At 67.4% G+C, this 26,404-nt stretch carries 26 protein-coding genes and 1 tRNA gene; 8 read left to right on the top strand and 19 right to left on the bottom strand.

The window, feature by feature from the left end:
- Positions 1-58 precede the first annotated feature (58 nt).
- The 4 genes from CPBF1521_RS10480 to CPBF1521_RS10495 form a co-directional block, all read right to left on the bottom strand.
- A tRNA-Pro gene (locus CPBF1521_RS10480) sits at positions 59-135 on the bottom strand.
- A gap of 61 nt (positions 136-196) precedes the next feature.
- Complete coding sequence (cydX, locus tag CPBF1521_RS10485) at positions 197-307, bottom strand: cytochrome bd-I oxidase subunit CydX (protein ID WP_016903201.1); 111 nt, start codon at positions 305-307, stop codon at positions 197-199.
- A gap of 86 nt (positions 308-393) precedes the next feature.
- Positions 394-1,545 carry a cytochrome d ubiquinol oxidase subunit II gene (gene cydB / locus CPBF1521_RS10490; RefSeq protein ID WP_104586060.1) on the bottom strand — a complete coding sequence of 384 codons (1,152 nt, stop codon included), beginning with the start codon at positions 1,543-1,545 and terminating at the stop codon, positions 394-396.
- A gap of 15 nt (positions 1,546-1,560) precedes the next feature.
- Positions 1,561-3,183 carry a cytochrome ubiquinol oxidase subunit I gene (locus CPBF1521_RS10495; protein ID WP_104586081.1) on the bottom strand — a complete coding sequence of 541 codons (1,623 nt, stop codon included), beginning with the start codon at positions 3,181-3,183 and terminating at the stop codon, positions 1,561-1,563.
- A 109-nt stretch (positions 3,184-3,292) separates the two neighbouring features.
- On the opposite strand from CPBF1521_RS10495, the gene cydD reads away from it, so the two are divergent.
- Positions 3,293-5,077 carry a thiol reductant ABC exporter subunit CydD gene (gene cydD, locus CPBF1521_RS10500; RefSeq protein WP_115676917.1) on the top strand — a complete coding sequence of 595 codons (1,785 nt, stop codon included), beginning with the start codon at positions 3,293-3,295 and terminating at the stop codon, positions 5,075-5,077.
- Positions 5,074-6,750, top strand: coding sequence for a thiol reductant ABC exporter subunit CydC (cydC, locus tag CPBF1521_RS10505; RefSeq protein WP_115676918.1), 1,677 nt, complete (start codon positions 5,074-5,076; stop codon positions 6,748-6,750). Before cydD ends, cydC begins: the two co-directional genes overlap by 4 nt.
- 64 nt (positions 6,751-6,814) lie before the next feature.
- On the opposite strand, the gene CPBF1521_RS10510 is transcribed toward cydC, so the two are convergent.
- The 11 genes from CPBF1521_RS10510 to ccmA all read right to left on the bottom strand — a co-directional run bounded on the left by CPBF1521_RS10510 (position 6,815) and on the right by ccmA (position 16,380).
- Positions 6,815-7,255 carry a DUF1294 domain-containing protein gene (locus tag CPBF1521_RS10510; protein WP_115676919.1) on the bottom strand — a complete coding sequence of 147 codons (441 nt, stop codon included), beginning with the start codon at positions 7,253-7,255 and terminating at the stop codon, positions 6,815-6,817.
- On the bottom strand, positions 7,249-8,451 hold the full coding sequence (gene metX, locus CPBF1521_RS10515; protein ID WP_115676920.1) for a homoserine O-acetyltransferase MetX: 1,203 nt from the start codon (positions 8,449-8,451) through the stop codon (positions 7,249-7,251). The genes CPBF1521_RS10510 and metX overlap by 7 nt, the downstream gene beginning before the upstream one ends.
- A 954-nt stretch (positions 8,452-9,405) precedes the next feature.
- Positions 9,406-10,428 carry a tetratricopeptide repeat protein gene (locus CPBF1521_RS10535; RefSeq protein WP_181901193.1) on the bottom strand — a complete coding sequence of 341 codons (1,023 nt, stop codon included), beginning with the start codon at positions 10,426-10,428 and terminating at the stop codon, positions 9,406-9,408.
- Positions 10,428-10,862 (bottom strand): cytochrome c-type biogenesis protein, encoded by a 435-nt coding sequence (locus CPBF1521_RS10540; protein WP_181901194.1) that lies wholly within the window; start codon positions 10,860-10,862, stop codon positions 10,428-10,430. The genes CPBF1521_RS10535 and CPBF1521_RS10540 overlap by 1 nt, the downstream gene beginning before the upstream one ends.
- On the bottom strand, positions 10,859-11,461 hold the full coding sequence (locus CPBF1521_RS10545; protein WP_026064701.1) for a DsbE family thiol:disulfide interchange protein: 603 nt from the start codon (positions 11,459-11,461) through the stop codon (positions 10,859-10,861). The genes CPBF1521_RS10540 and CPBF1521_RS10545 overlap by 4 nt, the downstream gene beginning before the upstream one ends.
- Positions 11,454-13,391 carry a heme lyase CcmF/NrfE family subunit gene (locus CPBF1521_RS10550; RefSeq protein ID WP_115676924.1) on the bottom strand — a complete coding sequence of 646 codons (1,938 nt, stop codon included), beginning with the start codon at positions 13,389-13,391 and terminating at the stop codon, positions 11,454-11,456. Before CPBF1521_RS10550 ends, CPBF1521_RS10545 begins: the two co-directional genes overlap by 8 nt.
- Before the next feature lie 171 nt (positions 13,392-13,562).
- Positions 13,563-14,033, bottom strand: a complete 471-nt coding sequence (ccmE, locus tag CPBF1521_RS10555) for a cytochrome c maturation protein CcmE (RefSeq protein WP_104582505.1) — start codon at positions 14,031-14,033, stop codon at positions 13,563-13,565.
- Positions 14,030-14,200 (bottom strand): heme exporter protein CcmD, encoded by a 171-nt coding sequence (locus CPBF1521_RS10560; protein WP_033483498.1) that lies wholly within the window; start codon positions 14,198-14,200, stop codon positions 14,030-14,032. Before CPBF1521_RS10560 ends, ccmE begins: the two co-directional genes overlap by 4 nt.
- Positions 14,197-14,949 carry a heme ABC transporter permease CcmC gene (ccmC, locus tag CPBF1521_RS10565; RefSeq protein ID WP_115676925.1) on the bottom strand — a complete coding sequence of 251 codons (753 nt, stop codon included), beginning with the start codon at positions 14,947-14,949 and terminating at the stop codon, positions 14,197-14,199. The genes CPBF1521_RS10560 and ccmC overlap by 4 nt, the downstream gene beginning before the upstream one ends.
- Before the next feature lie 94 nt (positions 14,950-15,043).
- The gene (gene ccmB / locus CPBF1521_RS10570; RefSeq protein WP_006452115.1) at positions 15,044-15,739 is read right to left on the bottom strand and encodes a heme exporter protein CcmB; all 696 of its coding nucleotides are present in this window, start codon (positions 15,737-15,739) and stop codon (positions 15,044-15,046) included.
- On the bottom strand, positions 15,736-16,380 hold the full coding sequence (ccmA, locus tag CPBF1521_RS10575; protein WP_104582508.1) for a heme ABC exporter ATP-binding protein CcmA: 645 nt from the start codon (positions 16,378-16,380) through the stop codon (positions 15,736-15,738). Before ccmA ends, ccmB begins: the two co-directional genes overlap by 4 nt.
- 245 nt (positions 16,381-16,625) lie before the next feature.
- Here ccmA and CPBF1521_RS10580 point away from each other — a divergent pair, with 245 nt between their 5' ends.
- Both CPBF1521_RS10580 and CPBF1521_RS10585 read left to right on the top strand, forming a co-directional pair.
- On the top strand, positions 16,626-17,774 hold the full coding sequence (locus tag CPBF1521_RS10580) for a pyridoxal phosphate-dependent aminotransferase (RefSeq protein ID WP_115676926.1): 1,149 nt from the start codon (positions 16,626-16,628) through the stop codon (positions 17,772-17,774).
- 162 nt (positions 17,775-17,936) lie between these two features.
- Positions 17,937-18,737: an amidohydrolase gene (locus CPBF1521_RS10585; protein ID WP_115676927.1), complete on the top strand. Its 801-nt coding sequence runs from the start codon at positions 17,937-17,939 to the stop codon at positions 18,735-18,737.
- 87 nt (positions 18,738-18,824) lie between these two features.
- Here CPBF1521_RS10585 and CPBF1521_RS10590 read toward each other — a convergent pair whose 3' ends face one another.
- On the bottom strand, positions 18,825-19,595 hold the full coding sequence (locus tag CPBF1521_RS10590) for a glutaminyl-peptide cyclotransferase (RefSeq protein ID WP_115676928.1): 771 nt from the start codon (positions 19,593-19,595) through the stop codon (positions 18,825-18,827).
- Positions 19,596-19,758: 163 nt separating this feature from the next.
- Between CPBF1521_RS10590 and CPBF1521_RS10595 the strand changes: the two genes are divergently transcribed.
- The gene (locus CPBF1521_RS10595; protein WP_104648994.1) at positions 19,759-20,196 is read left to right on the top strand and encodes a hypothetical protein; all 438 of its coding nucleotides are present in this window, start codon (positions 19,759-19,761) and stop codon (positions 20,194-20,196) included.
- Positions 20,197-20,367: 171 nt separating this feature from the next.
- Here CPBF1521_RS10595 and CPBF1521_RS10600 read toward each other — a convergent pair whose 3' ends face one another.
- The 3 genes from CPBF1521_RS10600 to CPBF1521_RS10610 are packed head-to-tail and all read right to left on the bottom strand — an operon-like array spanning position 20,368 to position 24,083.
- A complete protein-coding gene (locus CPBF1521_RS10600; protein ID WP_104582513.1) occupies positions 20,368-22,005 on the bottom strand; it encodes a pseudouridine synthase in 1,638 nt (545 codons plus the stop codon).
- Positions 21,998-23,200, bottom strand: coding sequence for an SMC-Scp complex subunit ScpB (scpB, locus tag CPBF1521_RS10605; protein WP_235858434.1), 1,203 nt, complete (start codon positions 23,198-23,200; stop codon positions 21,998-22,000). Before scpB ends, CPBF1521_RS10600 begins: the two co-directional genes overlap by 8 nt.
- Entirely contained in the window at positions 23,178-24,083 is a 906-nt protein-coding gene (locus tag CPBF1521_RS10610; protein WP_104582515.1) for a segregation and condensation protein A, read from the bottom strand. Before CPBF1521_RS10610 ends, scpB begins: the two co-directional genes overlap by 23 nt.
- A 351-nt stretch (positions 24,084-24,434) precedes the next feature.
- Between CPBF1521_RS10610 and CPBF1521_RS10615 the strand changes: the two genes are divergently transcribed.
- From CPBF1521_RS10615 to CPBF1521_RS10625, 3 genes are all read left to right on the top strand, one after another.
- Entirely contained in the window at positions 24,435-24,734 is a 300-nt protein-coding gene (locus CPBF1521_RS10615) for a YciI family protein (protein WP_104648991.1), read from the top strand.
- A complete protein-coding gene (locus CPBF1521_RS10620; protein WP_104648990.1) occupies positions 24,731-25,000 on the top strand; it encodes a BolA family protein in 270 nt (89 codons plus the stop codon). Before CPBF1521_RS10615 ends, CPBF1521_RS10620 begins: the two co-directional genes overlap by 4 nt.
- Positions 25,001-25,323: 323 nt before the next feature.
- On the top strand, positions 25,324-26,346 hold the full coding sequence (locus CPBF1521_RS10625) for a LacI family DNA-binding transcriptional regulator (RefSeq protein ID WP_104648989.1): 1,023 nt from the start codon (positions 25,324-25,326) through the stop codon (positions 26,344-26,346).
- Positions 26,347-26,404: the final 58 nt, after the last annotated feature.

A 26,404-nucleotide genomic window follows, 5' to 3' on the forward strand; every position in this document is an offset into this window, starting at 1 on the left:
CATGCGCCAGCGCCTGAAAACACAAAACCGGCACGAGGCCGGTTTTGTGTTTTGAAACTGGTCGGGGAGACAGGATTCGAACCTGCGACCTCTACGTCCCGAACGTAGCGCTCTACCAGACTGAGCTACACCCCGAAGGAGCCGCGTATGTTACATAGGGAATGCCAGATCGGCAAGCATCTATCGAAAATATTTTTTACCGATGCGGCTGGCCACGCTCGGGCTCGCGTGCTTCGAACCACATGCCGTTGAGCACCGCGGCCAGTGCGGCCAGGCCGGTGCCGAGGATCCAGGCGAAATACCACATTGTCATTCTCCTTGAGTCGTTGAAATACGTGAGACGTTGAAGGCCCGCCGCGGGCGCCATGCGCGCAGCAGCGCAGCGGGGCATGCTCAGTAGGCGTTTGGATTGGCCGACAGTTCGTCGGCGGTGACCTTGCCCTTGAGCACGCGATAGACCCAGCTCGTATAGGCCAGCACGATCGGCATGAACAGCGTGGTCGCCAGCAGCATGATCCACAGCGTCAGGCGGCTGCTGGAGGCATCCCACAGCGTCAGGCTTGCGCTCGGTGCGGTGGACGAGGGCAGCAGGAACGGGAACAACGCAAAGCCGACGGTGAAGACGATGCCGACGATGGCGCAACCCGACGCGATGAATGCCAGGCCGCCGCGACGTACGCGCAACAGCAGCGCATTCATCGCAAGCCCGATCAGGCCGACCAGCGGTGCGATCAAGGTGGCCGGCATGCTGCTGTAGTTGTGCAGCCAGCCGCCGGCCGCGGTGAGTGCGGCGGTCTTGGCCAGTGGGTTGGTCGGCGCATCGGTGGCCAGCACCGAGGTCACTGCATACCCCGGCAGACCCAGCGCCACCCACGCACCGGCGGCCGCAAACAACGCCACCGCGCCGAGCGCGGCGATGCTGCCGAAACGCGCGGCGCGCGCGGCCACCGGTCCGTCGGTCTTGAGCACCAGCATCGCTGCGCCGTGCGCCATCAGCATGGCCACGCTGAGCAGGCCGGCGAGCAGCGCGAACGGTGTCAGCAGTCCGAACAGGTTGCCGGTGTAGAAGATGCGCATGCTGTCGTCGAAGTGGAACGGCACACCGAGCAGCACGTTGCCGACCGCCACGCCCATGATCAGCGCCGGAATGCAGCCGCCGACGAACAACGCCCAGTCCCAGTTGTTGCGCCAGCGCTGGTCGACCAGCTTGCCGCGGAACTTGAAGCCGACCGGGCGCAGGATCAGTGCGAACAGGATCAGGAACATCGCCAGGTAGAAGCCGGAAAAACTCACCGCATACAGCGGCGGGAATGCGGCGAAGATCGCGCCGCCGCCCAGGATCAGCCACACCTGGTTGCCTTCCCAGACCGGGCCGATGGTGTTGATCACCAGCCGCCGTTCGGCATCGTTGCGGGCAACCAGCGGCAGCAAGGTGCTGACGCCCAGGTCGAAGCCGCCCATCACTGCGTAGCCGGACAGCAATACGCCAAGCAACAGCCACCAGATCACGCGCAGTGTGGTGTAGTCGAGCAAGATGAAATCCATGGTGTCTCTCCTGGCTTACGGTGCGCCGCCGGCCAGCGCGCCGGTGCTCAGTGGGGCGTTGGGTGAGGACGCGTGGGGCGAGTCGTTGTGCGGTGCCGGGGTGCGGTGCGTCGGCGGGAACAGCGCATCCGGGCCCTTGCGGATCGTCTTCAGCGACAGCTTGATCGCGATCACCAGCAGCGTGGTGTACAGCGCGGTGAAGCCGACCAGGGTCAACACGATCTCGTACAGGTCCAGTCCCGAGGCGGCATAGAAGGTCGGCAATACGCCTTCCACCGCCCACGGCTGGCGGCCGTATTCGGCCACAAACCAGCCGCACTCGATCGCGATCCACGGCAGCGGCAAGGTCCACAGCGCCACCGTCAGGAACCAGCGTTTGTCCTGGAAGTTGTGCTTGCAGGCGAACCAGAACGCGATGGCGAAGAACGCAATCAGGTAGATGCCGATGGCAGCCATGATGCGGAAGGTCCAGAACAACGGCAGTACCCGCGGCACCGTGTCCATGGCGGCCTGGGCAATCTGCTGCGGCGTGGCATTGCCGATGTCGTCGCGATAGCGCTTGAGCAGCAGGCCGTGGCCCAGATCCTGCCAATGCGCATTGAAGACCTGGCGTGCCTGGGCATCGTCCTTGTTGGCGCGGATGCGCTCCAGCGCGCCGTAGGCGATCTGGCCGCCGCGGATGCGGTGTTCGGCACGGCCGACCAGTTCCAGGATGCCGGGGATCGGCTGGTCCAGCGAACGTGTGGCGATCAACCCCATCAGATACGGAATCTTGATCGCGTAGTCGTTGCGATGGGTCTGCTGGTTGGGAATGCCGAACGCGGTGAAGTCGGCCGGCGCGGCTTCGGTCTCCCACATGGCCTCGATCGCGGCCAGCTTCATCTTCTGATGTTCGTTGGCGGCATAGCCGCTCTCATCGCCGAGCACCACCACCGACAGCGACGACAACAGGCCGAACGCGGCAGCCACCGCGAACGAACGCCGTGCCATCTCCACATGCTTGCCGCGCAGCAGGTAGAACGCGCTGATGGACATCACGAACACCGCACCGAGCACGTAGCCGGCGCTGACGGTGTGCACGAACTTGGCCTGCGCCACCGGGTTGAACAGCACCGCCATGAAATCGACCACTTCCATGCGCATGGTGTCCGGGTTGAACACCGCGCCGGTCGGGTTCTGCATCCAGCCGTTGGCGATCAGGATCCACAACGCGGAGAAGTTGCTGCCGAGTGCCACCAGCCAGGTGGTGGCCAGATGCTGCACCTTGCTCAGCCGGTTCCAGCCGAGAAAGAACAGGCCCAGGAAGGTCGCTTCCAGGAAGAACGCCATCAGGCCCTCGATCGCCAGCGGTGCGCCGAAGATGTCGCCGACGTAATGGCTGTAGTACGACCAGTTCATGCCGAACTCGAACTCCATCACGATGCCGGTGCCCACGCCCATGGCGAAGTTGATGCCGAACAGCACGCCCCAGAACATGGTCATGCGCCGCCAGATCTCCTTGCCGGTCATCACATAGACGCTCTCCATGATGCCGAGCAGGAACGACAGGCCCATGGTCAGCGGCGGAAAGATGAAGTGGTACATCGCGGTGACTGCGAACTGCAGCCGCGACAGTTCAACAACTGTCGAGTCGATCATGGCGGGTGGGCCTGGTTGGGTGTCGATGAAGGAATGCAGCCGATCATGTGCGCTTGCCGCGACATGCGCGTTGATCCAGATCAATGCCGGGGCGGACGGGTGCGGCACAATGCGCAGCCCGGAGCGGGAGGTGGCGCCTTACAATCGCCTGCAACACGATGTCTTCCCAGAGAGCGATGTGAGCCAGCCCAGCGTGCGAGCCAGCGAAACGCCAGCCCAGCGCCGCCAACGCGGCCGGTGGCTGGATGCACTGGCAGCCCCGGCCACGCGTGCGCGACGCCTGGCCGGCGTGGCGGTGGCGGTGTCCGGCGTGCTGCTGCTGGCGCAGGCGGCGGCGATCGCCTGGTTGCTGCAGGCCGTGCTGGTGCAGCATCTGGCGCTGACGCAGCTGCGCGACGTGGGCGCGGGGCTGGTCTGTGCGCTGGTGGGGCGGGCGATGCTCAATGCCTGGGCGCAGTCGCTGACCGGCGAGGTGGCCGATGTGGCCAAGCGCGAGCTGCGCGCCCGCATCGCGCGGCGCCTGGTGCAGCACGGGCCGGTGTGGTTGCGCCGGCAACGCAGCGGCGAACTGGGCGAGCTGAGCCTGGCGCACACCGATGCGTTGGAGGGCTACTTCGTCGGCTACCAGCTCGCGCGCACCGAAATGACGCTGGTGCCGCCGCTGATCCTGCTCGCGGTGTTCTCGGTCGATTGGGTGGTGGGCCTGGTGTTGCTGCTGACCGCGCCGCTGATTCCGTTTTTCATGATGCTGGTGGGCTGGGGCGCCGAAGCCGCCGGGCGCGAGCAGTTGGGCGAACTGGCACGCATGGGCGGGCACTTCGCCGATCGCCTCAAAGGCTTGGGCTTGCTGCGCGTGTATGGCCGCGGCGACGCCGAGTTGAGCGGCATTGCCGCCGCGGCAGAAGGCGTGCGCGAGCGCTCGCTCAAGGTGCTGCGCATCGCCTTCCTGTCGTCCACGGTGCTGGAGTTCTTCGCCTCGGTGAGCGTGGCGATCGTGGCGCTGTACTTCGGCCTGACCTATCTGGGCATGTTGAATCTGCATGGCTTGCCGACGCTGGGCGAGGGCATGTTCTGCCTGCTGCTGGCGCCGGAATTCTTTGCGCCATTGCGGCGGCTGGCCGCGCATTACCACGACCGCGCCAATGCCCTGGCGGCGGTGGCCGAAGCCGAGCGTCTGCTGGAAGGATTCGAGCCACCGTCGGCAACGGTGCGGGTGCCGGTGCCTCCGTTGCGTGTGATGGAACCTGCCCAGACGCAGGCCCCATTGCTGCAAGCGCATGATCTTGCGCTGCGGCCGCCGGGCGCGCCACACAGCGTGGTCGCGCATTTTTCGCTGACCTTGCAGCCCGGCCAGCGCGTGGCGGTGATCGGTGCCAGCGGTAGCGGCAAGAGCACCTTGCTCGAGGGGCTGGCCGGCTGGCTTGCGCCGGAGGCAGGCAGCGTGGTGCTGCGTCCGGATGCCCGCATCGGCTATGCCACGCAGCGGCCGTACCTGTTTCACGGCAGCATCGCCGACAACCTGCGCCTGGCCGATCCACAGGCCGGCGCGGCGCGCCTGCACGCGGTGGCCGATGCCGCGCAGGTGCTGCGCTTCGCTGCGCAGTTGCCTGCGGGCCTGGACACGGTGATCGGCGAACGCGGTTTCGGGCTTTCCGGCGGCGAGGCACGGCGCGTGGCCCTGGCACGGCTGTTGCTGCGTGAGCCGGACCTGTTGCTGCTGGACGAACCCACCGCCTTTCTCGACCCGGACACCGAAGCGGAGTTGCTGCGCACGCTGGGTGTATTCGCACGCGGCCGCGCGGTGGTGGTGGCCACGCACAGTGCGGCGGTGATGCAATGGGCCGATACGGTGATCGACCTGCGCGGCGCCACCGTGGTATCGGAGCAGCCATGAACCCCGCACAGCCCGATCGTCTGCGCACCGTGTTCCGCCGGCATGCCTGGCGCCTGCTGCTGTCGGCCCTGCTGGTATTGGTCACCATGCTGGCCGGCGTGGGCCTGCTCGGCCTGTCCGGCAGCTTTCTGACCGCCGCTGCCCTGGCCGGTGTCGCGGGCATGGGCGCCGGTTTCAATTTCTTCTCGCCTTCGGCCGGCATCCGTGCGCTGACCTTCGCGCGCATCTTTTCGCGCTATGGCGAAAAATTGATCGGCCACGACGCCACGCTGCGCATCGCCCGCGATCTGCGCGTATGGTTCTTCCGCCGCGCGTTGCCGCTCGCGCCGGGGCGCCTGTCGGCCACGCGCACCGGCGATCTGCTGGCGCGGCTGATGTCCGACATCGGCGAGGTCGATGGCGTGAGCGTGCGCGCGCTGGCACCGTTGAGCGCATTGCTCGGCATCTGGCTTGCCGGTGTGGTTGCCGCGGCGCTGATCCACCCGCCGGCTGGCCTGTTGCTGGTGGTGCTTGGCGTGGTCATCGGTGGTGTGGTGCCGTGGCAGGTGGCGCGCGGCGGGGCGCAGCGCGAACAGCTGCGCGCCCGGCAACGCACGGCATTGCGCACGCATGCATTCGAGGGCCTGGAAGGTGCGGCCGATCTCGCCGCGGTGGATGCGCAAGGTGCCTGGCTGCATCAGGTCGATGCGGCGGCGGCGGCAGTGGTCGACGGCGATCGCCTGCAGCGCCGCCGGCTGATCGGCGGCAATCTGCTGCATGCAATCTGCGGCGGTCTCGGCCTGGCCGGCATGCTGTGGCTGGCACTGGGCGCGGCCGAACGCGGATCGATTGCGGCGGGCATGGCGGCCGGGCTGGTGTTCCTGACCATGGCGCTGCTGGAAGTCTGGGCCGGCGCCGGGCTCGCCTTGCAGGCGCTGCAGAGCGCACGCGTTGCAGCCAGGCGCCTGCAGTCCATCGTCGATCAGGCGCCATCGGTGCTCGATCCCCCGCAGCCGGTGGAGGTGCCACGCAGCGGCACGCTGCAGCTGGATCAGGTCGGCTTTGCATGGCCGGGCAGCGCACGTCCGGTGCTGCAGGCGCTCGATCTGACGCTGGCGCCCGGCGAACGCATCGCCATCAGCGGCGACAGCGGCAGCGGCAAGAGCACCTTGTCCGCAGTGCTGCTGCGGCTGTGGGACCCGCAGGCCGGGCAGGTGCGCTACGCCGGTATCGACCTGCGCCACGTGGCGCAGACGCACTGGCATCGCCGCATCGCCTGGCTGCCGCAGAATGCCCCGGTGTTTGCCGGCACGGTGCGCGATAACCTGGCCATCGGCGATGCGGACGCAAGCGATGCGGCGATGTGGAGCGTGCTGGACCAGGTGCGTCTGCGCGCCTGGGCCAGCGCGCAGAACGGCCTGGACACCTGGGTCGGTGAAAACGGCGCCACGCTCTCGGCCGGCCAGGCGCGCCGGCTGGCGCTGGCGCGAGCCTTGCTGCGCGATGCAGCGATCCTGTTGCTGGACGAACCCACCGACGGCCTGGACGTGGATACCGCGCACGCCTTGCTGCTGGATCTATCGGCGGCACTGGGCGAACGCAGCCTGGTGATGATCACCCACGACAGCGTGCCCGAGGGTGTAGTGCAGCGGCGCTACCGCATGCGCGCCGGTGCACTGGAGCCGTTGGTCTAGGGGCGTCCTGCCGCTGTTGCTCGCGTTGATTGATTGGGTGCGTGAATCGCGGCGGGCCCGTCGCTCACTCCAGCAGCGCGTGGAGTGCAGTCATCAACGCAGGCTGCCGGCATGCCCAACACAAGGCAGCGACGTTCACCACGACGGTGATCCAGAACCGTAGCTGGAAGGTCGCCTTGCTGGATTTGTGCCGGAACAGTTGCTGCGCCAGCAACGCGCCCGGCCAGCCGCCGAGCAGCGCGATGAGGTGCAGGGTCGCTTCCGGTGTGCGTTGCCCGCCGCGTTGGGCCGCGCGCTTGTCGCGCCAGTAGGCGAGCATCGCCACGATGCTGGTGGCCGCGTACCACAGCGCCAGCAGCGTTGGCAGGCGACCTGCAAACGCCATCGCGGCCATGCCGACCAGAAACAGCAGCGCCAGCGTCTTGCGCGGCAGGCCATGCGGGTGCGACGGGCCACGCGGGTGCGACGAGCCACGCCGCCGTTGCGCAGGTCTGGAAATCAGCAAGCGTCCAGGAAGTTGCGTACCGCCGGCCCGAAGCGCGCGAAGTCGACCAGGAAGGCATCGTGGCCTTGTGGCGAATCCAGCCCGATGAAGCGTGCATCGGCACCGCCGGCACGCAGGCCTTCGGCGATCTGTTCCTGTTGCTGCACCGGGAACAGGATGTCGGTATTGGCACCGATCGCCAGCGCACGCGCGATGCGGATCTGCGCCAGGCCGGCCAGTACCGTGGCGTCGGTCGAGGCGCCCATGTCCGGCTTGGCGGCGACAGCAGCGCCGCCAGCTTGCGTGCCATCAGAACGTGTGTCGATGGCCGGTGTGTCATCGACATACTCGGCCAGGTCGAACCAGTCCATCGAGCGGCTCAGATACAGATAGCAGTTGGGATCGAAGAAGCGCACGAAGCGGCGCGCATGGCCTTCCAGATAACTTTCGACCTGGAATTCCAGCCCGAACGGATCATCGGCAGCCTGCTCGGAATCCAGCCGCACCCGGCCAAAACGGCCGTCCCATTCCAGCGCCGAGCGATAGGTGATCACGCCAAGCTTGCGCGCCATGCGCATGCCCGATTCCGGGTAACGGGTATCGTCGTAATGGCCGCCGTTCCAGTGCGGATCCAGGCGGATGGCTTCGCGCTGCAGCGAGCGGATCGCGATCGAGAACGGCAATGCCTGCGCACTGCCGGAGATATTGATATGGCTGCGCGCGATACCCGGGTGCCGCAGCAGCAACGCCAACGCGGTCATGCCGCCCATCGAATTACCGATCAGGCAGGCGAGTTGTGCGATGCCCAATGCGCGCACCACGTCGGCGGCGGCATCGGCCACATCTTCGATCGACAATTCCGGGAAGCTCAGGCGATACGGCGCGCCGGTGGCAGGGTTGATCGATGCCGGACCGGTCGAGCCCTTGCAGCTGCCCAGGGAATTGACGCAGACCACGAACCAGCGTCCGGTATCGATCGGCTTGCCTGGCCCCAGCATCGCCTCCCACCAGCCCGGCTCGGCATTGGCCTGATTTGCCGCAGCATGGGCGTTCGGCGACAGGCCGGTGACGATCAACACCGTGTTGCTGCGATCGGCGGCCAGCGTGCCCCAGGTTTCGTAGGCCACGTGCGCCTGGTGCAACACGCCGCCGCGCTTCATCGGAAACGGCGAGGGCAGCGCGTGGAACAGCGTGCCGGGGGGAATGAATTCGGTCATGCGGCAATTCTATCTGCCATGGCATGCGCCGGGGTGCAGGATGGAAATGGGAAATGGGAAATGGGGAATGGGGAATGGGGAATCGGTTTGAGGCCTTCCGCTGTGCGATGCCACTCTGCAGAGCGGCGGACCTGCGGCCTGGCTGCAAGGCCCTTGCCCGCCCACCATCGCGGGACACGCCGCAAGTACGTCCATGTAGGCTCCGGCGCGGCATCCATGCCGCTCAGGGTCCCGCGACGGTGAGCGGGCAAGAGCCAGTCAAGACGGTCGGTGTGCATGGTTTTCAATAAAGCAGCCGACCAACTGTCTGGTGCGGTGAGGGCGCCGCGCCCTCGACACTGCGAGTTTGCTGCAGGGCCCTTGCCCGCCCACCATCGCAGGACACGCCGCAAGTACGTCCGTGTAGGCTCTGGCGCGGCATCCATGCCGCTCAAGGTCCCGCGACGGTGAGCGGGCAAGGACCAGTCGAGATGGTCGGTACGCATAGTTAAGAGCAGCGCCTGATGCGCCTTGTTCGATCGTGAAGCATCGTGTCCACGTCTGATGCGCACCGCGCGACAAACAGCTCTTCAAACAAAGAGCCTACCAATTGTCTGGTGCGGTGCCCTTGCCGGTTGCGGGACCGTGTGGCGGCATGGATGCCGCCACACGGTCCCCAGGGACGGGTTCACGGCGTGTCCCGCAAGCGGTGAGGGCACCGCGCCCTCGACGCTGCGGGTTTGCTGCAAGGCCCTTGCCCGCCCACCATCGCGGGACACGCCGCAAGTACGTCCATGTAGGCTCCGGCGCGGCATCCATGCCGCTCAGGGTCCCGCGACGGTGGGCGGGCAAGGACCAGCACAGATGGTCGGTATGCGTGGGTTTCAGTCGGTGTGCGTGGGTTTCAACAGTGCAATCGACGCACTTCGTTGCAGTGTCATCGTTGATTGCGTCGCAACGACATATGGCGAGCAATCAGCGGCCGATCATCAACTCCACTGGCGCGGCGGCGGGCAGTTCCACCATCACCGGCGCGCTCTCGATATCATCGGCCTGGCGTATCGCGTTGCCGCTGCGCGACAGTCGCGCCAACACCTGCACGGTGTCCAGCGACGACAGCGCACGTGTCGGCATCGGGCTGTCGCCATCGTCCAGGGTGATGGTCAACGGCAGCTCGCTCAGCGTGTGTCTTTCCACTGCTACCGGCATCGGGGTGTCTGCAGCGCGTGCGATGACGAAGACGCTGGTATCGCCGGGCATTCCGGCGCGTTTGGCAAACTCGGCATCCAGCGTCACCCGCACCTTGATGCGTTTTCCGCTGGCTGCATTGGTGGTAGGGGCGGCAGGCGCCGCCGGTGCCTGGATCGGCGCCAGCCTGGCTTCCTGGCGCGCGGCATTGATCTGTTCGAGCAGGCCGGGGCGGGTCGCGGCATCGACCACACGCAGCAACGGCTCCCAGGTCTCGCTGGCCTTGGCCGGCTGACCGGCCTGTCGTTGCACCACACCCAGGAACCAGCGCGCACGTTGATGGTCCGGTTGCACGCTGAGCGCATGTTCCAGCAGACGCATGGCCTGCGGATCCGGGCGCCCGCTGTCGTCGGCGAGCATGCGCGACTGCGCGGCGGCCACCAGTACGTCCGGCTCGTCCGGACGCAGTGCGACCGCGCGCGCAAACGCATCGCGCGCTTCGGCAAATTTCTGTTGGCTGGACAGCGAGCGCCCCAGCAACACCCAGCCTTCGGCCTGGTCGGGATCGCGCGCCAGTGCCGCGCGCAGCTGCATGATGGCTTCATCCAGCGAGCGTGGCGTGGCCGGTCGCTCGGCGGGCGCCCGGATCGCGCCCGGCGTGCCGACCTGCCAATACAGCGCCGCGCTCGCCGCCAGCAGCAACACCGCGATGCCGGCAGTCAGCCCGCGCGCATCGCGCCACAGCGGCCGCAGCGCCACGCCGAAAACGACCAGGGCCAGCACCACCACCGCAATGACGAAGCCGACCATCACCACTCCTGCTCATCGGCGGGCAAGGCGGGCGCAGCCACGCTGCGTCGGCGCACCACCAACGCGACGGCGCCACCGCCGATCAACAGCGCCAGCAGCGGACCGAACCACAGCAGCCAGGTCCGCGATTCCACACGCGGGCGGTACAGCACGAACTCGCCATAGCGCGCGACCAGGAACTGGCGGATCTGCGCATCGCTGCGGCCTGCGTGCATCAGCGCCAGCACTTCGCGGCGCAGGTCCTGGGCGATCTGCGCATTGGAGTCGGCCAGCGACTGGTTCTGGCACTGCACGCAGCGCAGCTCGGCGGTGAGGGTATGGAAGCGTGCCTCTTCCTCGGCCGAGGCATAGCGCAGCGGCGCCGGGTCGCCGACCGGCTGGGCCAGCGCCAGCCAGGGCAACAGCAGCAGCGTCAGCAGCCAGGCGCGCATCATTGCGTGGCGTGCAGGTCCGGTGCGGCACTGGGCGAGCGCTCGATCTTGCTCAGCACCGGAATCAGCTGCGTGTCGATGATGGATTGGGTGAGCATGCCGCTGTACTTCCAGCGCACCACGCCGCGCCCGTCGACCAGAAAGGTCTCCGGTGCCGCAGCGATGCCGAAGTCGATCGCGGTACGGCCGTCCTTGTCGGCGACCACCAGCAGGTAGGGGTTGCCCAGCTGTTCGAGCCAGCGCAGCGCATCGTTGCGCTCGTCCTTCCAGTTGTAGCCGATCACGCGCACGCGCTTGGTCAGCGCAAAGCGGCTCAATACCGGATGCTCTTCGCGGCAGGCCGGGCACCAGCTGCCCCACACATTGATGATGTACGGTGCGCCGCGTAGTTCGCGCGCGTGCACCACAATGCTGGGGTCGTGCAGCAGCGGCAGCGCGAACTCCGGCGCAGGCTTGCCGATCAGCGCAGAGGGCAGGGCATCGCGATCGTCCTGACCGGAGCGCACCACCGCATAGACCAGCAGCGCTGCCAGTGCGAGCAGCAACACGATGGCACCCACCAGAACCGCAGTGGGCAGGCGGGGTGAACGTGACTCAACCATCTTGGATCTCCGGAGAACGACGAAAACGCCGGTCGGCCGCGGTAACCAGGCCGCCGAGCGCCATCAGCAGCGCTCCCAGCCAGATCCAGCGGACGAACGGTTTGAGGTGGACGCGGACCGCCCAGGCCTGATTGCCCAGCGGTTCGCCAAGGGCGACATACAGGTCGCCGAACGGGCCGGGGCGGATCGCCGCCTCGGTCAGGGTCTGCCCGCCGCTGGCGTAGCGGCGTTTTTCCGCGTGCAGCAGGCCGACCGGCACATCATCCTCGAACACCTGCAGGTTGGCACGGTCGGAAACGTAATTGGGCCCGCGCAGTTCTTCGACGTCATCAAAGTGCAGCATGTAGCGGCCGATCTGCATCTGCTGCCCGGGCGCCAGCGCGACCTCGCGCTGCAGGCTCAGCGATTCCACCAGCAACGCACCGGCCAGGAAGACCGCCACGCCCAGGTGGGCCAGCACCATGCCCAGCATTTCGGCGGTGAATTTACGGCCCTTGGCGGCGCGCCGTGTCCACAAAAAGCGCAGCGTGCCCAACAGCACCCAAGCCGCGCCGGCCACGCCGATCGCCGCCTTCCACTGCCCCTGCGGCGCGGCGAACCAGGCCAATACGCCTGCGGCAACCGCCAGTCCGGCCCAGGGCCCGAGCATCGCCACCGGGCGCGAGGCCTGCTCGCGCTGCCAGCGGGTCAGCGGACCGAACGGCAGCAGCGCCACCAACGGCGCCATCAGCACCACGAACAAGGTGCCGAAGTAGGGCGGGCCGACCGACAGCTTGCCCAGGCCCAAGGCGTCGGCGAGCAGCGGATACAGCGTGCCCAGCAACACCATCGCGCAGGCGCAGGTGAGCAACAGGTTGTTCAACAGCAACAAGGTTTCGCGCGAGCTGCCGGCAAAGGCGCGGCGCGGATCATCGACCAGCGACAGGCGGGGCGCGCGGATCGCGTACAGCACCAGCGAGCCACCGACCACCGCCAGCAGGAACACCAGAATGAACAGGCCGCGCGAGGGATCGGCCGCAAACGCATGCACGCTGGTCAGCACGCCCGAGCGCACCAGGAAGGTGCCCAGCAGCGATAGCGAAAACGCGGCGATCGCCAGCAGCAAGGTCCAGCTGGCGAAGCTGCCGCGCTTTTCGGTGACCGCCTGCGAATGCAGCAACGCGGTGCCCACCAGCCACGGCATGAAACTGGCGTTTTCGACCGGGTCCCAGAACCACCAGCCACCCCAGCCCAGCTCGTAATACGCCCACCAGCTGCCGAGCGCGATGCCGACGGTGAGCATCGCCCAGGCCACATTGGTCCATGGCCGGGTCCAGCGCAGCCAGCGCGCATCCATGCGGCCTTCCAGCAGCGCGGCGATGGCGAAGGCGAATGGCACCGCAAAGCCGACATAGCCGCAGTACAACATCGGCGGATGGATGATCAGCCCCGGGTCCTGCAACAGCGGATTGAGGTCGGCGCCTTCCAGCGGCACCGGCAACAAGCGCGCGAACGGATTGGAGGTGAACAGCAAAAAGGCCAGGAAGCCGATGCTGACCAGGGCCATCACCCCGAGCACGCGCGCGATGACGTGTGCGGGCAGCTGCCGCGACCACAACGCCACCGCACCGGTCCACAGCGCCAGCACCAGCGTCCACAGCAGCAATGAACCTTCGTGCGCGCCCCACACCGCCGAATAGCGATACATCACCGGCAGCAGGCTGTTGGAATTCTCGGCGACGTAGCGCACCGAAAAATCCTGCACCAGGAATGCATGCGTCAACAGCGCGAAGGCCGCCGCGATCAGGCCCAGCTGCACAAACGCGGCTGGCCGCGCCACGGCCATCCAGCTGCTGCGTCCGCGCTGCGCACCGGCCAGCGGCAACGCGGCCTGCAGCAGGGCCACCAGCAACGCCAGAATCAGCAGGAAGGTACCGAGCTCAGGCAGCATCGGGTCGGCGTATTGGTGAGCATGCAGTGGGGCAACGAATACGGGCGCAAGGCAGGGGCGGCATCCATGCAGCATCTGCCTGCGCCTGCCTGCGCGCAGCGACGGCGTCGGCCGCGCAAGCACCTTGCACGCCAACACCCCGCAGCAACGCGAACGTCGTGATGCCTGACATCAACGCAGCGCTCCGGCCTGGTCCGCGGCCGCCGGCACATCGTGCTTGCGGTGCGCGCTGCCCATCTTGTCGGCGACTTCCTTCGGCATATAGGTCTCGTCGTGCTTGGCCAGGATCTCTTCGGCCACGAACACGCCGTGCTGCATGCGACCGGTCGCCACCACCGCCTGTCCTTCGCGAAACAGGTCCGGCAGGATGCGGTCGTAGCGGACCGGCAACTGCGCATCGCCATCGGTGACGCGGAACTGCGCTTCCAACGAACCGGAGGCGCGCTGGAACGAGCCTTTCTCCACCATGCCGCCGAGCCGGAAGCGCGCGTGCTCGCCGGCGTCGCCGCGCAGCACTTCCGACGGTGTGTACAGATAGGCCACGTTGCGCTGCAGTGCCATCGCCACCAGCGTGGTCGCCAGGCCGCCGGCCAGTACCAGCGCAATCACCAGCCAGATCCGGCGGCGCCGTTGCGGGTTCACCGGATCAGCTCCGCATCGCTGGGCACCGCGCGCTTGCGCTCGCGCAGGCGCCGCGCCTGCGCGATCTTCAACGCGCGACGCACCTGCCAGCGGCCGGCGATCAGGTCCCACAGCAGCACCAGCACGAACACCGCGTAGGCGGCGATGACGTAGGGCAGGTAGCTCATGCCGCGCCCTCCGGCGCATCGCGCACGATCCAGGCCTTGCCGGCTTCGCGGCGCAGGTTGTCGGCGCGCGCACGCGTCAGCAGCGAACCGGCGAACCAGAACTTGGTGCCGATCACCATCAGCCACAGCGGCAGCAGCATGCTCGCATCGATGGTGGAAGGGCCGAGCAGGCGAATGCTCTGGCCCTGATGCAGCGAGTTCCACCACACCACCGAATAGCGGATCACCGGCAGCAGCGCCACGCCGACGATCGCCAGCAAGGCGGCCGCGCGTGCGGCCTGACGGCGATCGTCGATGGCCTGGTACAGGCCGATCACGCCCAGATACAGGAACAGCAGGATCAGCTCGGTGGTCAGGCGCGGGTCCCAATCCCACCAAGCGCCCCACATCGGCTTGCCCCAGATGCTGCCGGTCAGCAGGGTGATCACGGTGAACGCCGCGCCGATCGGCGCGCAGGCCATTGCCAGGATCTCGCAGATCTTGATGCGCCAGATCAGCGCGATCGCCGCGTATACCGCCATCAGCCCGAACACGAACAGGCTCATCCACGCGCTCGGCACATGGATATACAGAATGCGAAAGCTGTCGCCCTGCTGGTAGTCGGCCGGCACCGCAAACAAGGCCTGCCAGATGCCCGCGCCCAGCAACACCGCGGCCAGCGCGTGGCACCACGGCGCCCAGCGCGCAGTGAAACGGTCGAAGGTCGGGGGCGAGGCGAGTTGATGGAACCAGCGGACGACGACGTTCATGCGATGGCAACGGCCTTTGGAATGGCATTGGCTCTCGAAACAGCAACAACGCAGTGAGTGGAGCGTCTTATCGACAGCGCATCGACCGCACGGCTCAACTCAACGAAATCCGGATCGCGGCAGCCGCAGCCAGCGGTGCCAGCACCACGCCGATCACCAGCCCGGCGCCCAGCAACAACAACGCACCCACCGCATCCTGGCCCTGGCCGCTGGCCGCCACGCTGCCGGCACCGAACACCAGCACCGGTACGTACAACGGCAACGCCAGCAACGCCACGAGAATACCAGAGCGTTTCATCGTCACCGTCAGCGCCGCGACCACGGCGCCAAGCAGACTCAGAAGCGGTGTACCCAGCGCCAACGATGCCAGCAGCACCGGCAGTTGGTCATGTGGCAGGTGCAGCAATTCGCCCAGCAGCGGGGTCACCGCAATCAACGGCAGCGCGCTGGTGGCCCAGTGCAGCAGCACGCGCACCGCGATCAGCCACGCCAATGGCACCGGCGCCAGCAGCCATTGCTCCATCGAGCCGTCTTCCACGTCGCTGCGGAACAGCGCATCCAGCGACAGCAGGCCGGCCAGCAGCACCGACAGCCACAGCACCGCCGGTGCGGCCTGCGCCAGCAGGTCGGGGCGCCCGCCCAGGCCCAGCGCGAACAACACCACGATCAGCAGGGCGAACAATGCCGGCTGCAAGGCATCGCTGCGACGGCGCCACAGCAGCTGCAGGTCGCGGCTGAGCAGTGCACGCGCGGCCTGCCACAGCGACGGTTGTGGCGAATGCAGGCTCATGCCGCCGTCTCCAGCGTGAGCATGCGCGTGCGCACCGGCGGCGCTGCGTAGGCGCCGTGGGTGGTGACCAGCGCCGCGCCGCCGCCGCGCAGGTGCGCGGAGATCATCCGGTTGACCAGGGTGATGCCGTCCAGGTCCAGGTTGGCATAGGGCTCGTCCAGCAGCCACAGCGGGGCCGGCGACAACCACAGCCGCGCCAGCGCCAGGCGTTTGCGCTGGCCGGCCGACAGCTGCCGCACCAATGCATCTTCGTAGCCGGCCAGGCCGACGATGGCCAGCGCGCTGCCAGGCATCTGCTTGGCGCGTCGGCCATGCAGGCCGCACAGGAAGTGCAGGTTCTCCAGCGTGCTGAGATCGGCCTTCAGGCCCGGCAAATGGCCCAGATAGGCCATGAAGCGGCTGCGATCGCCGCGCCGCGCAGTCTTGCCGTCGATCTGGATCTGCCCACGCTCCACATGCAGCAGCCCGGCCAGCACCCGCAGCAGCGTGGTCTTGCCGGCGCCGTTGTCGCCCTGCACCAGCAGCGCCTCACCGGCATCGACATGGAAATCCAGCGGGCCGAACACCGGCTCCTCGTTGCGGCTGAAAGCCAGCGCGCGCGCCGCCAGCAGCGGTGGCGCAGTGTGCAGCGGTTCGATCATCGGCGCAGCGGGCTCCCGTCGCAGGACGGCATGGGGTGGGCGAGCGGGTGTCGTGCCATCGCGGGGAAGCAGCTGGCACGACACGCTGTGAGGCAGGGCGCGCATTGTAGCGACGATGGCGCGCTGCCGGGGGCGCATCGGGCGGCGTGATGTGTCCGGGAACGCTGTTTTGCATCGCCCGGACGCAACCGCCTGGCGGCTTTGCGTACACTCGCGGTCCCCCGTTTGCTGCCCGGACAGGCCCGATGCCCCTCACGACCAAGCTGCCCAAGGTGGGCACCACCATCTTCACCGTCATGTCGCAGTTGGCGGCCGAACACGGCGCGGTGAATCTGGGCCAGGGTTTTCCCGATTTCGCGGTGCCGTCGCGGCTGGTCGATGAACTGACCAAGGCCATGGCGGCCGGCCACAACCAGTACCCGCCGATGACCGGCGTGGTGGCCCTGCGCCAGGCCATTGCCGGCAAGGCGCAGCGCTGCTATGGCGCGCAGGTCGATGCCGACAGCGAGATCACCGTCACCAGCGGTGCCACCGAGGCGATCTTCAACGCCATCCACGCGGTGGTGCGTGCCGGCGAGGAGGTCATCGTGCTGGACCCGGCCTACGACTGCTACGAGCCGGCGATCGACCTGGCCGGCGCGCGCGCGGTGCACGTGGCGCTGGACCCGCAGACCTTCGCCGTCGACTGGCCGGCGCTACGCGCGGCGATCACGCCGAAGACGCGCCTGCTGATGATCAACTCGCCGCACAATCCCTCCGGCGCGATGCTGTCTGCCGACGACATGCAGACCCTGACCGAGCTGCTGCGCGGCAGCGACATCTTCCTGCTCTCGGACGAGGTGTACGAACACATCGTGTTCGATGGCCGCCGCCATGAATCGGTGCTGCGCTGGCCGGAATTGCGCGAGCGTGCGTTCGTGATTTCCAGCTTTGGCAAGACCTATCACTGCACCGGCTGGAAGATCGGCTACGCCATCGCGCCAGCGGCACTGAGCGCCGAGTTCCGCAAGGTGCACCAGTACAACACCTTCACCAGCTTCGGGCCGGCCCAGCATGCATTTGCCGCGATGATCCGCGACGAACCCGAACACGACGAGCAACTCGGCGCGTTCTACCAGGCCAAGCGCGACCGTTTCCGCGAGCAGTTGCTGACCACGCGCCTGCAGCCGTTGCCGGTGCCCGGCGGCTATTTCCAGCTGGTGGACTATTCGGCGGTCAGCGACCTGCCTGACACCGAGTTCGTGAAGTGGCTGACGGTGGAGAAGGGCGTGGCCGCGATTCCGCTGTCGCCGTTCTACCAGACGGCGCCGCAAGGACAACGGCTGGCCCGGCTATGCTTTGCCAAGAACGATGCGACCCTGGATGCGGCGATCGCGCGGTTGCAGCAGCTTTGACGAGCCGGGATTCGGGAATGGGGATTCGGGAATCGTAAGAGCGGTTGGTCGCTCTCGATCTGAATCTGCACTTGGCCCGATGCCGTAACGCCCTCACCAAACCGCTGTCCGATTCCCTATTCCCTATTCCCTATTCCCGATTCTCCATTCCCGAGCCTCAGCATGCACGACCTCCGCATCTCGCTTGTCCAAGGCGATACCCGCTGGCATGACCCGGCCGGCAATCGCGACTATTACGGTGCGTTGCTGGAGCCCTTGGCCGGGCAGACCGATCTGGTGATCCTGCCGGAGACCTTCACCAGCGGGTTCTCCAACGATGCCATCGACAAGGCCGAGGACATGGACGGGCCGACTGTTGCCTGGGTGCGTGCGCAGGCTGCGCGGCTGGGGGCGGCGGTCACCGGCAGCGTGCAGCTGCGCACCGGGCAGGGCGTGTTCAACCGGCTGCTGTGGGCCACGCCGGACGGGGCGCTGCAGTCCTACGACAAGCGCCATCTGTTCCGCTTCGGCAACGAGCACCTGCGCTACGCAGCCGGGCGCGATCGCCTGACGGTGGAGTGGAAGGGCTGGCGGATCAATCCGCAGGTCTGCTACGACCTGCGCTTTCCGGTGTTCTGCCGCAATCGCTTCGATGTCGAGCGGCCGGGTCAGCTGGATTTCGATCTGCAGCTGTTCGTTGCCAACTGGCCATCCGCGCGCGCCTATGCCTGGAAGACGCTGCTGCGCGCACGTGCGATCGAGAACCTGTGCTTCGTGGCGGCGGTCAACCGCGTCGGCGTCGATGGCAATCAGCTGCACTACGCCGGCGACAGCGCGGTGATCGATTTCCTCGGCCAGCCGCAGGTGGAAATCCGCGAGCAGCCGCAAGTGGTCACCACCACCCTCAGCGCCGCCGCCCTGGCCGAACATCGCGCACGCTTCCCGGCGATGCTGGATGCGGATGTCTTTGAGATCAGGGATTAGGGATTGGGGATTGGGGATTGGTGCAAGCAGGCCACGGCTGTCTGCTCGTTGCCGTTGCAAACCCCAATCCCAAATCCCCAATCCCGGCTACTCACCCAGCTTGATCTCGTAGATCTTCGGCCACCGCTTGCCGGTGACGAACAGGCGATCGTGCCCGGCGTCGTAGGCGATGCCGTTGAGCACATCGTTGCCGGGGTCGGTCAGGATGTCGGCGTCCGGTACCAGCGCCTGCAAGTCGATCCAGGCGATCACCTTGCCGCTGGCCGGGTCGATGCGCGCGATGCGGGTGGTCAACCAGAGGTTCGCCAACAGCTCGCCTTTCACCCATTCCAGCTCGTTGAGATTGTCCAGCGCCTTGCCGCCGGCAGTGACCTTGATGCTGCCGACCTGCTGCAGCGTCTGTGGATCCAGCCGCCGAATGCGGGCAGTGCCATCGCTCATGTACAGGCTGCTGGCGTCGCGGGTCAGCGCCCACCCCTCGCCGGAATAGCTGAACTGCGTGCGCGGCGTCAGCGTGGCCAGGTCGTAGACAAACCCGCGCTGGTTGCGCCAGGTCAGCTGGATCAGGCGGTCGTGCCAGGCCACGATGCCTTCGCCAAAAAAAGGCAACGGTGTCGTGACCTGCTGCAGGACGCGGCCGGTCTCCAGCTCGACCTTGCGCACGCTGGAGCGGCCCAACTCACCGGTGCTCTCGTACAGGAACCCGTCGAGATAGAACAGGCCTTCGGTAAAGGCGGCGGTGTCGTGCGGATAAGTGCGCACGACGGTATAGCCCTGGGTCGGGACGGCGTCGCTGCAATGGGCGAGCGGAGGCAGTAGCAGGGCGGCGAGGAGCAGGCTGTAGGCAATTGGTGGCATGCGGCGATCATCCCACGCCGCGGTTGCAGACCGTCATGGCGCAGGCAGCCAGCGGCGAATAATCATTCGCTGAACGGTCGCCTGCGCGGTGCCGGCATGTTGTCGCGGCTGCCACATCGGCGCTGCTAGGCTCGGCGCCACGTTCACCAACCGGAATGCCCGCATGATCAAGTCACTTTCCCTTTTCGCGCTGCTGGGCGCCGCCACGCTGGCACCGCAGGCGCAGGCCGCCGGCAACATCGACTGCCAGCTGTCGTTCAACCTGTCGGGCTGGTCGGTGTTCTACAAGACCGCCAGCGGCACCGGCACCATCACCTGCGACAACGGCGCGGTGATCCCGGTCAAGATCTCCAGCAAGGGCGGTGGCCTGACCGTCGGCAAGTCCAAGATCGTTGGTGGCCGCGGCAGCTTCTCCGGCGCCTACAGCCTCAATGATCTGTTCGGCACCTATGCAGCGGCCGAAGCGCATGCCGGCATCGTCAAGTCCAGCACCGCACAGGTGGTCACCAAGGGCGACATCTCGCTGGCACTGGCCGGAACGGGCGAGGGCGTGGATCTGGGTGTCAATGTCGGCAACTTCGTGATCGAGCGCCGCAAGTAATTCGCCGGTCGAGCGCGCAGTGCCTCGCCGCTCGCGCGGTCCGCGGTGACTTCATCGAGCGGGGCAGATCACACCGACCCATCCGCGCTTTGACCTGGACGTCTGGCGTGCTCTGAGCGGCAATGAAAAACGGCCCTTCGCAGGGCCGTTTTTCATGTGCGTCTTGCCAGCTTAGCGACCGCGATTACCGCCGCCTGGCGGGCGACGATTGCCGCCACCCGGCGGACGACCACCCGGGCCGCCGGGGCCACGCGACGCGCCGCCGGGACCACCGGGACCGCGATTGCCGCCCGGACCACGGTTGCCACCGGGGCCGCCTGCACGTGCGCCGCTCGGGCGGCCGGCTGCCGGACGTGCCGCGCCATACGGGCTGAAGCCCGGGTTGGCGTGGTCGGACGGAAAGCTCGGCGCATTGCCCGGATGACCATAGGGATGCTTGCGCTGGCCTTGGCCCTGCGACTGGCCCTGTCCGCCACCGGCGCCGCCACGCCCCTGGCCAGCTGCGCCGGGACGTGCATTGCCCGGGCCGCCGCCTGGACGCGCGCCACCCGGACCCTTCTTCGCATATGGGCGCGCCTGGCCGGTGCCGGGGCCACTGGGACCGGCATTGCGGTGACCGCTGGGGCCGGTACTCACGCCATCGGGCACGTACCAGCTGCGGAACGCGGCCGGGTTGCCGTCCGGCAGGGCACGGTCGCCCTTGCCGGGAGCGCGCTGCTTGAACGGGCGCTGCTGCGACTGCTTGGCCGCCGCCTCGCCGCTGACGGTGAGGCCGCCGCGGAAACCGCCCGGCTTGCCACGGCCACGGCCGCCGCGATCCTCGCGCAGATTGTCGAAGCGACGCAGCTCACGGCCTTCGTCGGCGCCGGAGGTCTGGCCGTTGACATAGGCATTGCTGCGGCCATCGCGCGAGACGTGCACGGTGGACTTGGCGGCGCGGCGCTGGCCGATCACCGGCTGCAGCGTCAATGCCGAGGGCGCGCCTTCTTCCAGCTTGAGTTCGGCGCGCAGGGCATCGACCTTGTCCTGCGCCACTTCGATCGACTGCCCGCGCAGCAGCTCGCGCGGCAGCGAGATCTTGCCGTAGCGGCTGCGCTTGAGGCGACTGACCTGGCAGCCCTGCGACTCCCACAGCCGGCGCACTTCGCGGTTGCGGCCTTCCTTGACCACCACGCGGAACCAGTCGTGCGAGTCGGTGCCGCCGATGCGTTCGATCTCGTCGAACTTGGCGCCGCCGTCTTCCAGCAGCACGCCGCGCGACAGGCGCTCGATGATCGCGTCGGAGACCTTGTCCTCGCCTTCCGGCGCACGCACGCGCACCACGTATTCGCGCTCGACCTCGTAGGAGGGATGCATCATCGCGTTGGCCAGCTCACCGTCGGTGGTCAGCAGCAGCAGGCCGGTGGTGTTGATGTCCAGGCGGCCGATCGCGATCCAGCGCGAACCCTTCAATACCGGCAGCGACTCGAACACGGTCGGCCGGCCTTCGGGATCTTCGCGCGTGGTCACTTCGCCTTCGGGCTTGTTGTAGATCAGCACGCGGGCCGGTTCGGTCAGCGCGCTGGCCACGAAACTGCGGCCGTCGAGCTCGATCTTGTCGCCGCTGCGCACCGACATGCCGGTCTGCGCGACGGCGCCATTGACCTTGATCAGACCATCGGCAATGCGCTGTTCCAGCGCGCGGCGCGACCCCAGGCCGGCCTGGGCCAGCACCTTGTGCAGGCGCTCTTCCAGCTTGGGCGCTTCGGGCGCGCTGTCGCGCTTGAGGGAAAGCTTGTTCAACGACAGCTTGCGGGGGGTGTCACTCATGTGTCTGGCTCCGGCCGACGCGTTGCGGGTCGGCCTCTGGGTCGGAATCGGCTTCGTCAACAGCCACGGTCGTCGTCGCGACGGCGTTGTCTTCGTCTTCGTTCACTGCTTCCGCGCGCGTTCCCGGCGCGGTGTCGGGGTCGCCCTCACGGGCGTCATCTGGGTCCAACGGGTTCGTGTCCTGCGCCGAGGCATGCCCGGCGCGTTGCGCTGTCTGGTCACTCGCCTCATCGGCGCTGGCGCGGTCATCGACCGCGTCGGCGTGGTATTCGTTTTCTTCGTCGACGGCAGTTGCGGTGCCGGCCGTCTGATCCTCGACATCGCCATCGACGTGCATTGCATCATCGGTGTCGCCGGTTGCGTCGGCCGTGCTGTCCGCTGCCGGCAGACCGTCTGCATCGCGGTGTTCCGGCGCAGCGTCGCTCGGGCCGGCATCGGCGTCAGCGCCACCCTCCGACTCCACGCCAGCCGCAGCGGTGGTCGCCGCACCAGCGCCGTCAGCACCCGCCATCTGCGCATCGGCGTCCGCAGCCGGACCTGCCTCGGCAAGCTCGGCATCCATTGCTGCCGACGCCGGGACCGCGCCATCCAGTTGCCCGTCGCGGTCCAGCGGCAGCTGCGGTTCCAGCTCGGCGATGTCCTTCAACTCAGACAATGGCGGCAGCTCGTCCAATCGCTTGAGCCCGAAGTAATCCAGGAAGCCCTTGGTGGTGCCGAACAGGGCCGGCTTGCCGGGCACGTCGCGGTGGCCCACCACGCGGATCCACTCGCGTTCTTCCAGCGCCTGGATGATGTTGCTGCTGACCGCCACGCCGCGTACCTGTTCGATCTCGCCGCGGGTGATCGGCTGGCGGTAGGCGATCAGTGCCAGGGTTTCCAGCGTGGCGCGGGTGTACTTGGTGCGGCGCTCGGTCCACAGCCGGGCAACCCAGCCATGCACCTCGGCCTTGACCTGGAAGCGGAAGCCCGAGGCCACCTCGACCAGTTCCACGCCGCGCTCGGCGCAGCCCTCGCGCAGCAGTTCCAGCGCGCGCTCGACGCTGCCGGGCGGCGCCGGCTCTTCTTCGGGAAACAGTCCCTGCAGCTGCGCCAGCGTCAGCGGCTGGCTGCTCGCCAGCAGGGCGGCTTCGATAATGCGGGTGATCAACGCTTGATCCATTCGGTGATCGGCTTCAGATAGGTTCGTTGGCGGCATCGCTGTCATCGAATTCGCTGGAGAATTGCAACGGCGCATTGGTGTTGCCCAAGGCCAGCGACTTCACGTAGATCGGCGCCAGCGGCGCTTCCTGCACGATGTCCAGCAATTGCTCCTTGGCCAGTTCGAGCAGCGCCAGGAAGGTGACCAGCACGCCGAGCTTGCCTTCCTCGGCCGTGAACAGCGATTCGAAGCGATAGAACCTGCCATCGTCCAGACGGCTCAGCACATCGCCCATGCGCTGGCGCACACTCAGCGCCTCGCGCTTGATCGCATGGCCGGTGAACAGTTCGGCGCGCTTGAGCACGTCGTACAGCGCCATCAGCATTTCTTTCAGTTCCACCGGCGGCGGCAGCTTGACCGCGGCGCGCTCGGGCAGATGCGCCTGCACCGGCGCACTGTCGCGGCCCATGCGCGGCAGGGTGTCCAGATCCTCGGCGGCCTGCTTGAAGCGTTCGTATTCCTGCAGGCGGCGTACCAGCTCGGCGCGCGGATCGTTTTCCTCGCCTTCCTGGCTGGGCGGGCGGGGCAACAGCATGCGCGACTTGATCTCGGCCAGGATCGCGGCCATCACCAGATATTCGGCCGCCAGTTCGAAGCGCAGCTCCTGCATCACGTTGATGTAGGCCACGTACTGCCGGGTGATCTCGGCGACGGGGATGTCCAGGATGTCCAGGTTCTGGCGGCGGATCAGATACAGCAGCAGGTCCAGCGGACCTTCGAAGGCATCCAGGATGACTTCCAGCGCGTCCGGCGGAATATACAGATCCTGCGGGATCTGCAGCACCGGTTGCCCATGCACCACCGCCAGCGGCATTTCCTGCTGCTGTGGCGGCGCGCTCGTGGCTGGCGGATTCGCGTCGTGCGCGAGTTCGGAATTCATCAGGTCGACATCGGGTCTTACGGTCGCCGGCCGCGGTCTGGGCCGCGCCTGCAGGGCTTTGCCTTGAGTTATTGCAATCAATGTCGTGCCCGTGCCGGCACGATCCTACAAATCCACATACAACGTGCGCCGCGTGGCATGCGGCGACGGGACAGCGAGGAGGTCGTCTACGCGGGTCGGCGGTGGGCAGCGAATCGGTCGTCGAGTGAGGCGTGGGGCCTGGGCCGACGGGCCGCTGCGTCCGATTGCGTGTGCAGTGGTGTCAAGGGTAATGCGTGCGCAGGGCCGGTGTCCAGCGCCGAGGCGGCTAGAATCCCACGGCTGATCTTCAGGTTCTTGGCGAGGTGGTGAATGTGGTACGTAATCGAAGGGTATGACCGGGACGATGCACTGGCGGCCCGGCAGCAGGCGCGACCGGCGCATCTGGCCCGTTTGCAGGCGCTGGCGGCGGCAGGTCGTTTGCTGGTGGCGGGCCCGTGCCCGGCGATCGATGCCGAGGATCCGGGCCCGGCCGGTTTCAGCGGCAGCGTGGTCATCGCCGAATTCGACGCGCTGGACGACGCGCGCGCCTGGGCCGATGCCGATCCGTATGTGGAGGCGGGCGTGTATGTGCGCACCGAGGTCCGCCCGTTCCGCCGGGTGCTGCCATGAGCCGGGTCGAGCGGATCCGCGCCGCGCTGCAGTCGGCCCTGGCGCCGACCGAGCTGGAGGTAGTGGACGACAGCCATCGCCATGCCGGGCATGCCGGTGCGCGCGACGGGCGGGGGCATTTCAATGTGCGCGTGGTCAGCGCCGCCTTTGCCGGCAAGCCGCCGTTGGCACGTCACCGCGCGGTCTATGCCGCGGTCGGCGAGATGATGCAGACCGATATCCACGCGCTATCGATCGAGGCCTTCGCACCAGGCGAGGCGAGGTAACCAGGCCGATCAAGCCGCCGCCGTAGGAGCGCACCCGGGCGCAAGGCAGGTTACACCGGTAAGGCCCGTCGCGCCCGGGTGCGCTCCTACGGGGTCCATGCGCAGCGGACCAAACCGCCCCAACCGTGATCGCCGTCGGCCTTCATCCGTGGACATATGGGCAGTATTTGTTGCGTCGCAACACGGTGCTTCACGTATTCATCACTTGCAGATGCTTGATCTGTAAGCGTTTTCACGGGCGTGAAGACAGGGGTTTACGCCCTTGTATGAAAACGCTTACAGTCCGCGCCAGTTTTGGGACTCGGTCGCGGAGGGCGACACGAATGGCCAAGGGTGCGGTCACCATCAAAGATGTCGCTCGGGAAGCACAGGTCTCCGTTGCAACGGTGTCGCGTGCGCTCAATGGGCATGACAACGTCGCCGGGCCGGTGCGCCAGCTGGTGCAGGACGTGGCCGCACGCTTGCGCTACAGCCCGCATGCGGCGGCGCGCAGCCTGAGCAGCCGGCGCACCCAGACCCTGGGCGTGGTACTGCCCGATCTGTACGGCGAATTCTTTTCCGAGCTGATCCGCGGGATCGACGGCGCGGCGCGTGCTGCCGGCCAGCATCTGCTGGTGTCCAGTTACCACGGCGACCCCGAAGCGCAGGGCAGGGCGTTGCAGTCCATGCGCGGGCGGGTGGATGGTCTGCTGGTGCTGTCGCCGTATGCCGAGCAGCCCGGGTTCCTCACCGACAACCTGCCGCAGGCGCTGCCCACGGTGCTGATCAACGCGCACGTTCCGGGCGACGCCTATCCGGTGCTGAGCATCGACGACCATGCCGGCGCGATGGCGATGACCGAACACCTGCTCTCGGCCGGGCATCGGCGCATCGCCTTCATCGGCGGGCCGGCGCTCAACTTCGATGCGCGCGAACGCCTGCGCGGCTTCCGCGATGCGATCGCCGCACACGGCGACACCGCGCAGGGCATCGAATTCCCTGGCGACTTCGACGAGGCCTCCGGCCACCGTGCCGGGCAGGCGATGCTGGCCGACGGCGCGCTGCCCGACGCGGTATTCGCCGCCAACGACATGACCGCACTGGGCTGCCTGTACGCCTTTGCCCAGGCCGATGTCTCGGTACCCGGCGACGTGGCACTGGCCGGCTTCGACGACATTCCGCTGGCCCGTTTCGTCCATCCGGCGCTGACCACGATGCGGGTCAGCATCGCGCGCCTGGGCGAACAGGCGATGAGCCGGCTGATGCGGCTGGTGGACCAGCCCGGCCACGACGACGGCATCCGCCAACTGCTCACGCCCGAGCTGGTGGTCCGCGCCTCCTGCGGCGCCGGCGAGCCCGGCCTCTGACGTTTCCAGCCCCTGACCCTTTCGCGGACGTCCTGTCCGCTCCCGCTGCCCCCCGCAG

This window comes from Xanthomonas euroxanthea, from assembly GCF_900476395.1.
Lineage (GTDB): Bacteria > Pseudomonadota > Gammaproteobacteria > Xanthomonadales > Xanthomonadaceae > Xanthomonas > Xanthomonas euroxanthea.

What these genes read in the sequence shown, in the direction of transcription:
- cydX (WP_016903201.1), bottom strand. Translation starts at nt 307, where the DNA reads ATGTGGTATTTCGCCTGGATCCTCGGCACCGGCCTGGCCGCACTGGCC.
- cydB (WP_104586060.1), bottom strand. Translation starts at nt 1,545, where the DNA reads ATGGATTTCATCTTGCTCGACTACACCACACTGCGCGTGATCTGGTGG.
- CPBF1521_RS10495 (WP_104586081.1), bottom strand. Translation starts at nt 3,183, where the DNA reads ATGATCGACTCGACAGTTGTTGAACTGTCGCGGCTGCAGTTCGCAGTC.
- cydD (WP_115676917.1), top strand. Translation starts at nt 3,293, where the DNA reads ATGCGCAGCCCGGAGCGGGAGGTGGCGCCTTACAATCGCCTGCAACAC.
- cydC (WP_115676918.1), top strand. Translation starts at nt 5,074, where the DNA reads ATGAACCCCGCACAGCCCGATCGTCTGCGCACCGTGTTCCGCCGGCAT.
- metX (WP_115676920.1), bottom strand. Translation starts at nt 8,451, where the DNA reads ATGACCGAATTCATTCCCCCCGGCACGCTGTTCCACGCGCTGCCCTCG.
- CPBF1521_RS10535 (WP_181901193.1), bottom strand. Translation starts at nt 10,428, where the DNA reads ATGGTCGGCTTCGTCATTGCGGTGGTGGTGCTGGCCCTGGTCGTTTTC.
- CPBF1521_RS10540 (WP_181901194.1), bottom strand. Translation starts at nt 10,862, where the DNA reads ATGATGCGCGCCTGGCTGCTGACGCTGCTGCTGTTGCCCTGGCTGGCG.
- CPBF1521_RS10545 (WP_026064701.1), bottom strand. Translation starts at nt 11,461, where the DNA reads ATGGTTGAGTCACGTTCACCCCGCCTGCCCACTGCGGTTCTGGTGGGT.
- CPBF1521_RS10550 (WP_115676924.1), bottom strand. Translation starts at nt 13,391, where the DNA reads ATGCTGCCTGAGCTCGGTACCTTCCTGCTGATTCTGGCGTTGCTGGTG.
- CPBF1521_RS10560 (WP_033483498.1), bottom strand. Translation starts at nt 14,200, where the DNA reads ATGAGCTACCTGCCCTACGTCATCGCCGCCTACGCGGTGTTCGTGCTG.
- ccmC (WP_115676925.1), bottom strand. Translation starts at nt 14,949, where the DNA reads ATGAACGTCGTCGTCCGCTGGTTCCATCAACTCGCCTCGCCCCCGACC.
- ccmB (WP_006452115.1), bottom strand. Translation starts at nt 15,739, where the DNA reads ATGAGCCTGCATTCGCCACAACCGTCGCTGTGGCAGGCCGCGCGTGCA.
- ccmA (WP_104582508.1), bottom strand. Translation starts at nt 16,380, where the DNA reads ATGATCGAACCGCTGCACACTGCGCCACCGCTGCTGGCGGCGCGCGCG.
- CPBF1521_RS10580 (WP_115676926.1), top strand. Translation starts at nt 16,626, where the DNA reads ATGCCCCTCACGACCAAGCTGCCCAAGGTGGGCACCACCATCTTCACC.
- CPBF1521_RS10585 (WP_115676927.1), top strand. Translation starts at nt 17,937, where the DNA reads ATGCACGACCTCCGCATCTCGCTTGTCCAAGGCGATACCCGCTGGCAT.
- CPBF1521_RS10590 (WP_115676928.1), bottom strand. Translation starts at nt 19,595, where the DNA reads ATGCCACCAATTGCCTACAGCCTGCTCCTCGCCGCCCTGCTACTGCCT.
- CPBF1521_RS10595 (WP_104648994.1), top strand. Translation starts at nt 19,759, where the DNA reads ATGATCAAGTCACTTTCCCTTTTCGCGCTGCTGGGCGCCGCCACGCTG.
- CPBF1521_RS10600 (WP_104582513.1), bottom strand. Translation starts at nt 22,005, where the DNA reads ATGAGTGACACCCCCCGCAAGCTGTCGTTGAACAAGCTTTCCCTCAAG.
- scpB (WP_235858434.1), bottom strand. Translation starts at nt 23,200, where the DNA reads ATGCCGCCAACGAACCTATCTGAAGCCGATCACCGAATGGATCAAGCG.
- CPBF1521_RS10610 (WP_104582515.1), bottom strand. Translation starts at nt 24,083, where the DNA reads ATGAATTCCGAACTCGCGCACGACGCGAATCCGCCAGCCACGAGCGCG.
- CPBF1521_RS10615 (WP_104648991.1), top strand. Translation starts at nt 24,435, where the DNA reads ATGTGGTACGTAATCGAAGGGTATGACCGGGACGATGCACTGGCGGCC.
- CPBF1521_RS10620 (WP_104648990.1), top strand. Translation starts at nt 24,731, where the DNA reads ATGAGCCGGGTCGAGCGGATCCGCGCCGCGCTGCAGTCGGCCCTGGCG.
- CPBF1521_RS10625 (WP_104648989.1), top strand. Translation starts at nt 25,324, where the DNA reads ATGGCCAAGGGTGCGGTCACCATCAAAGATGTCGCTCGGGAAGCACAG.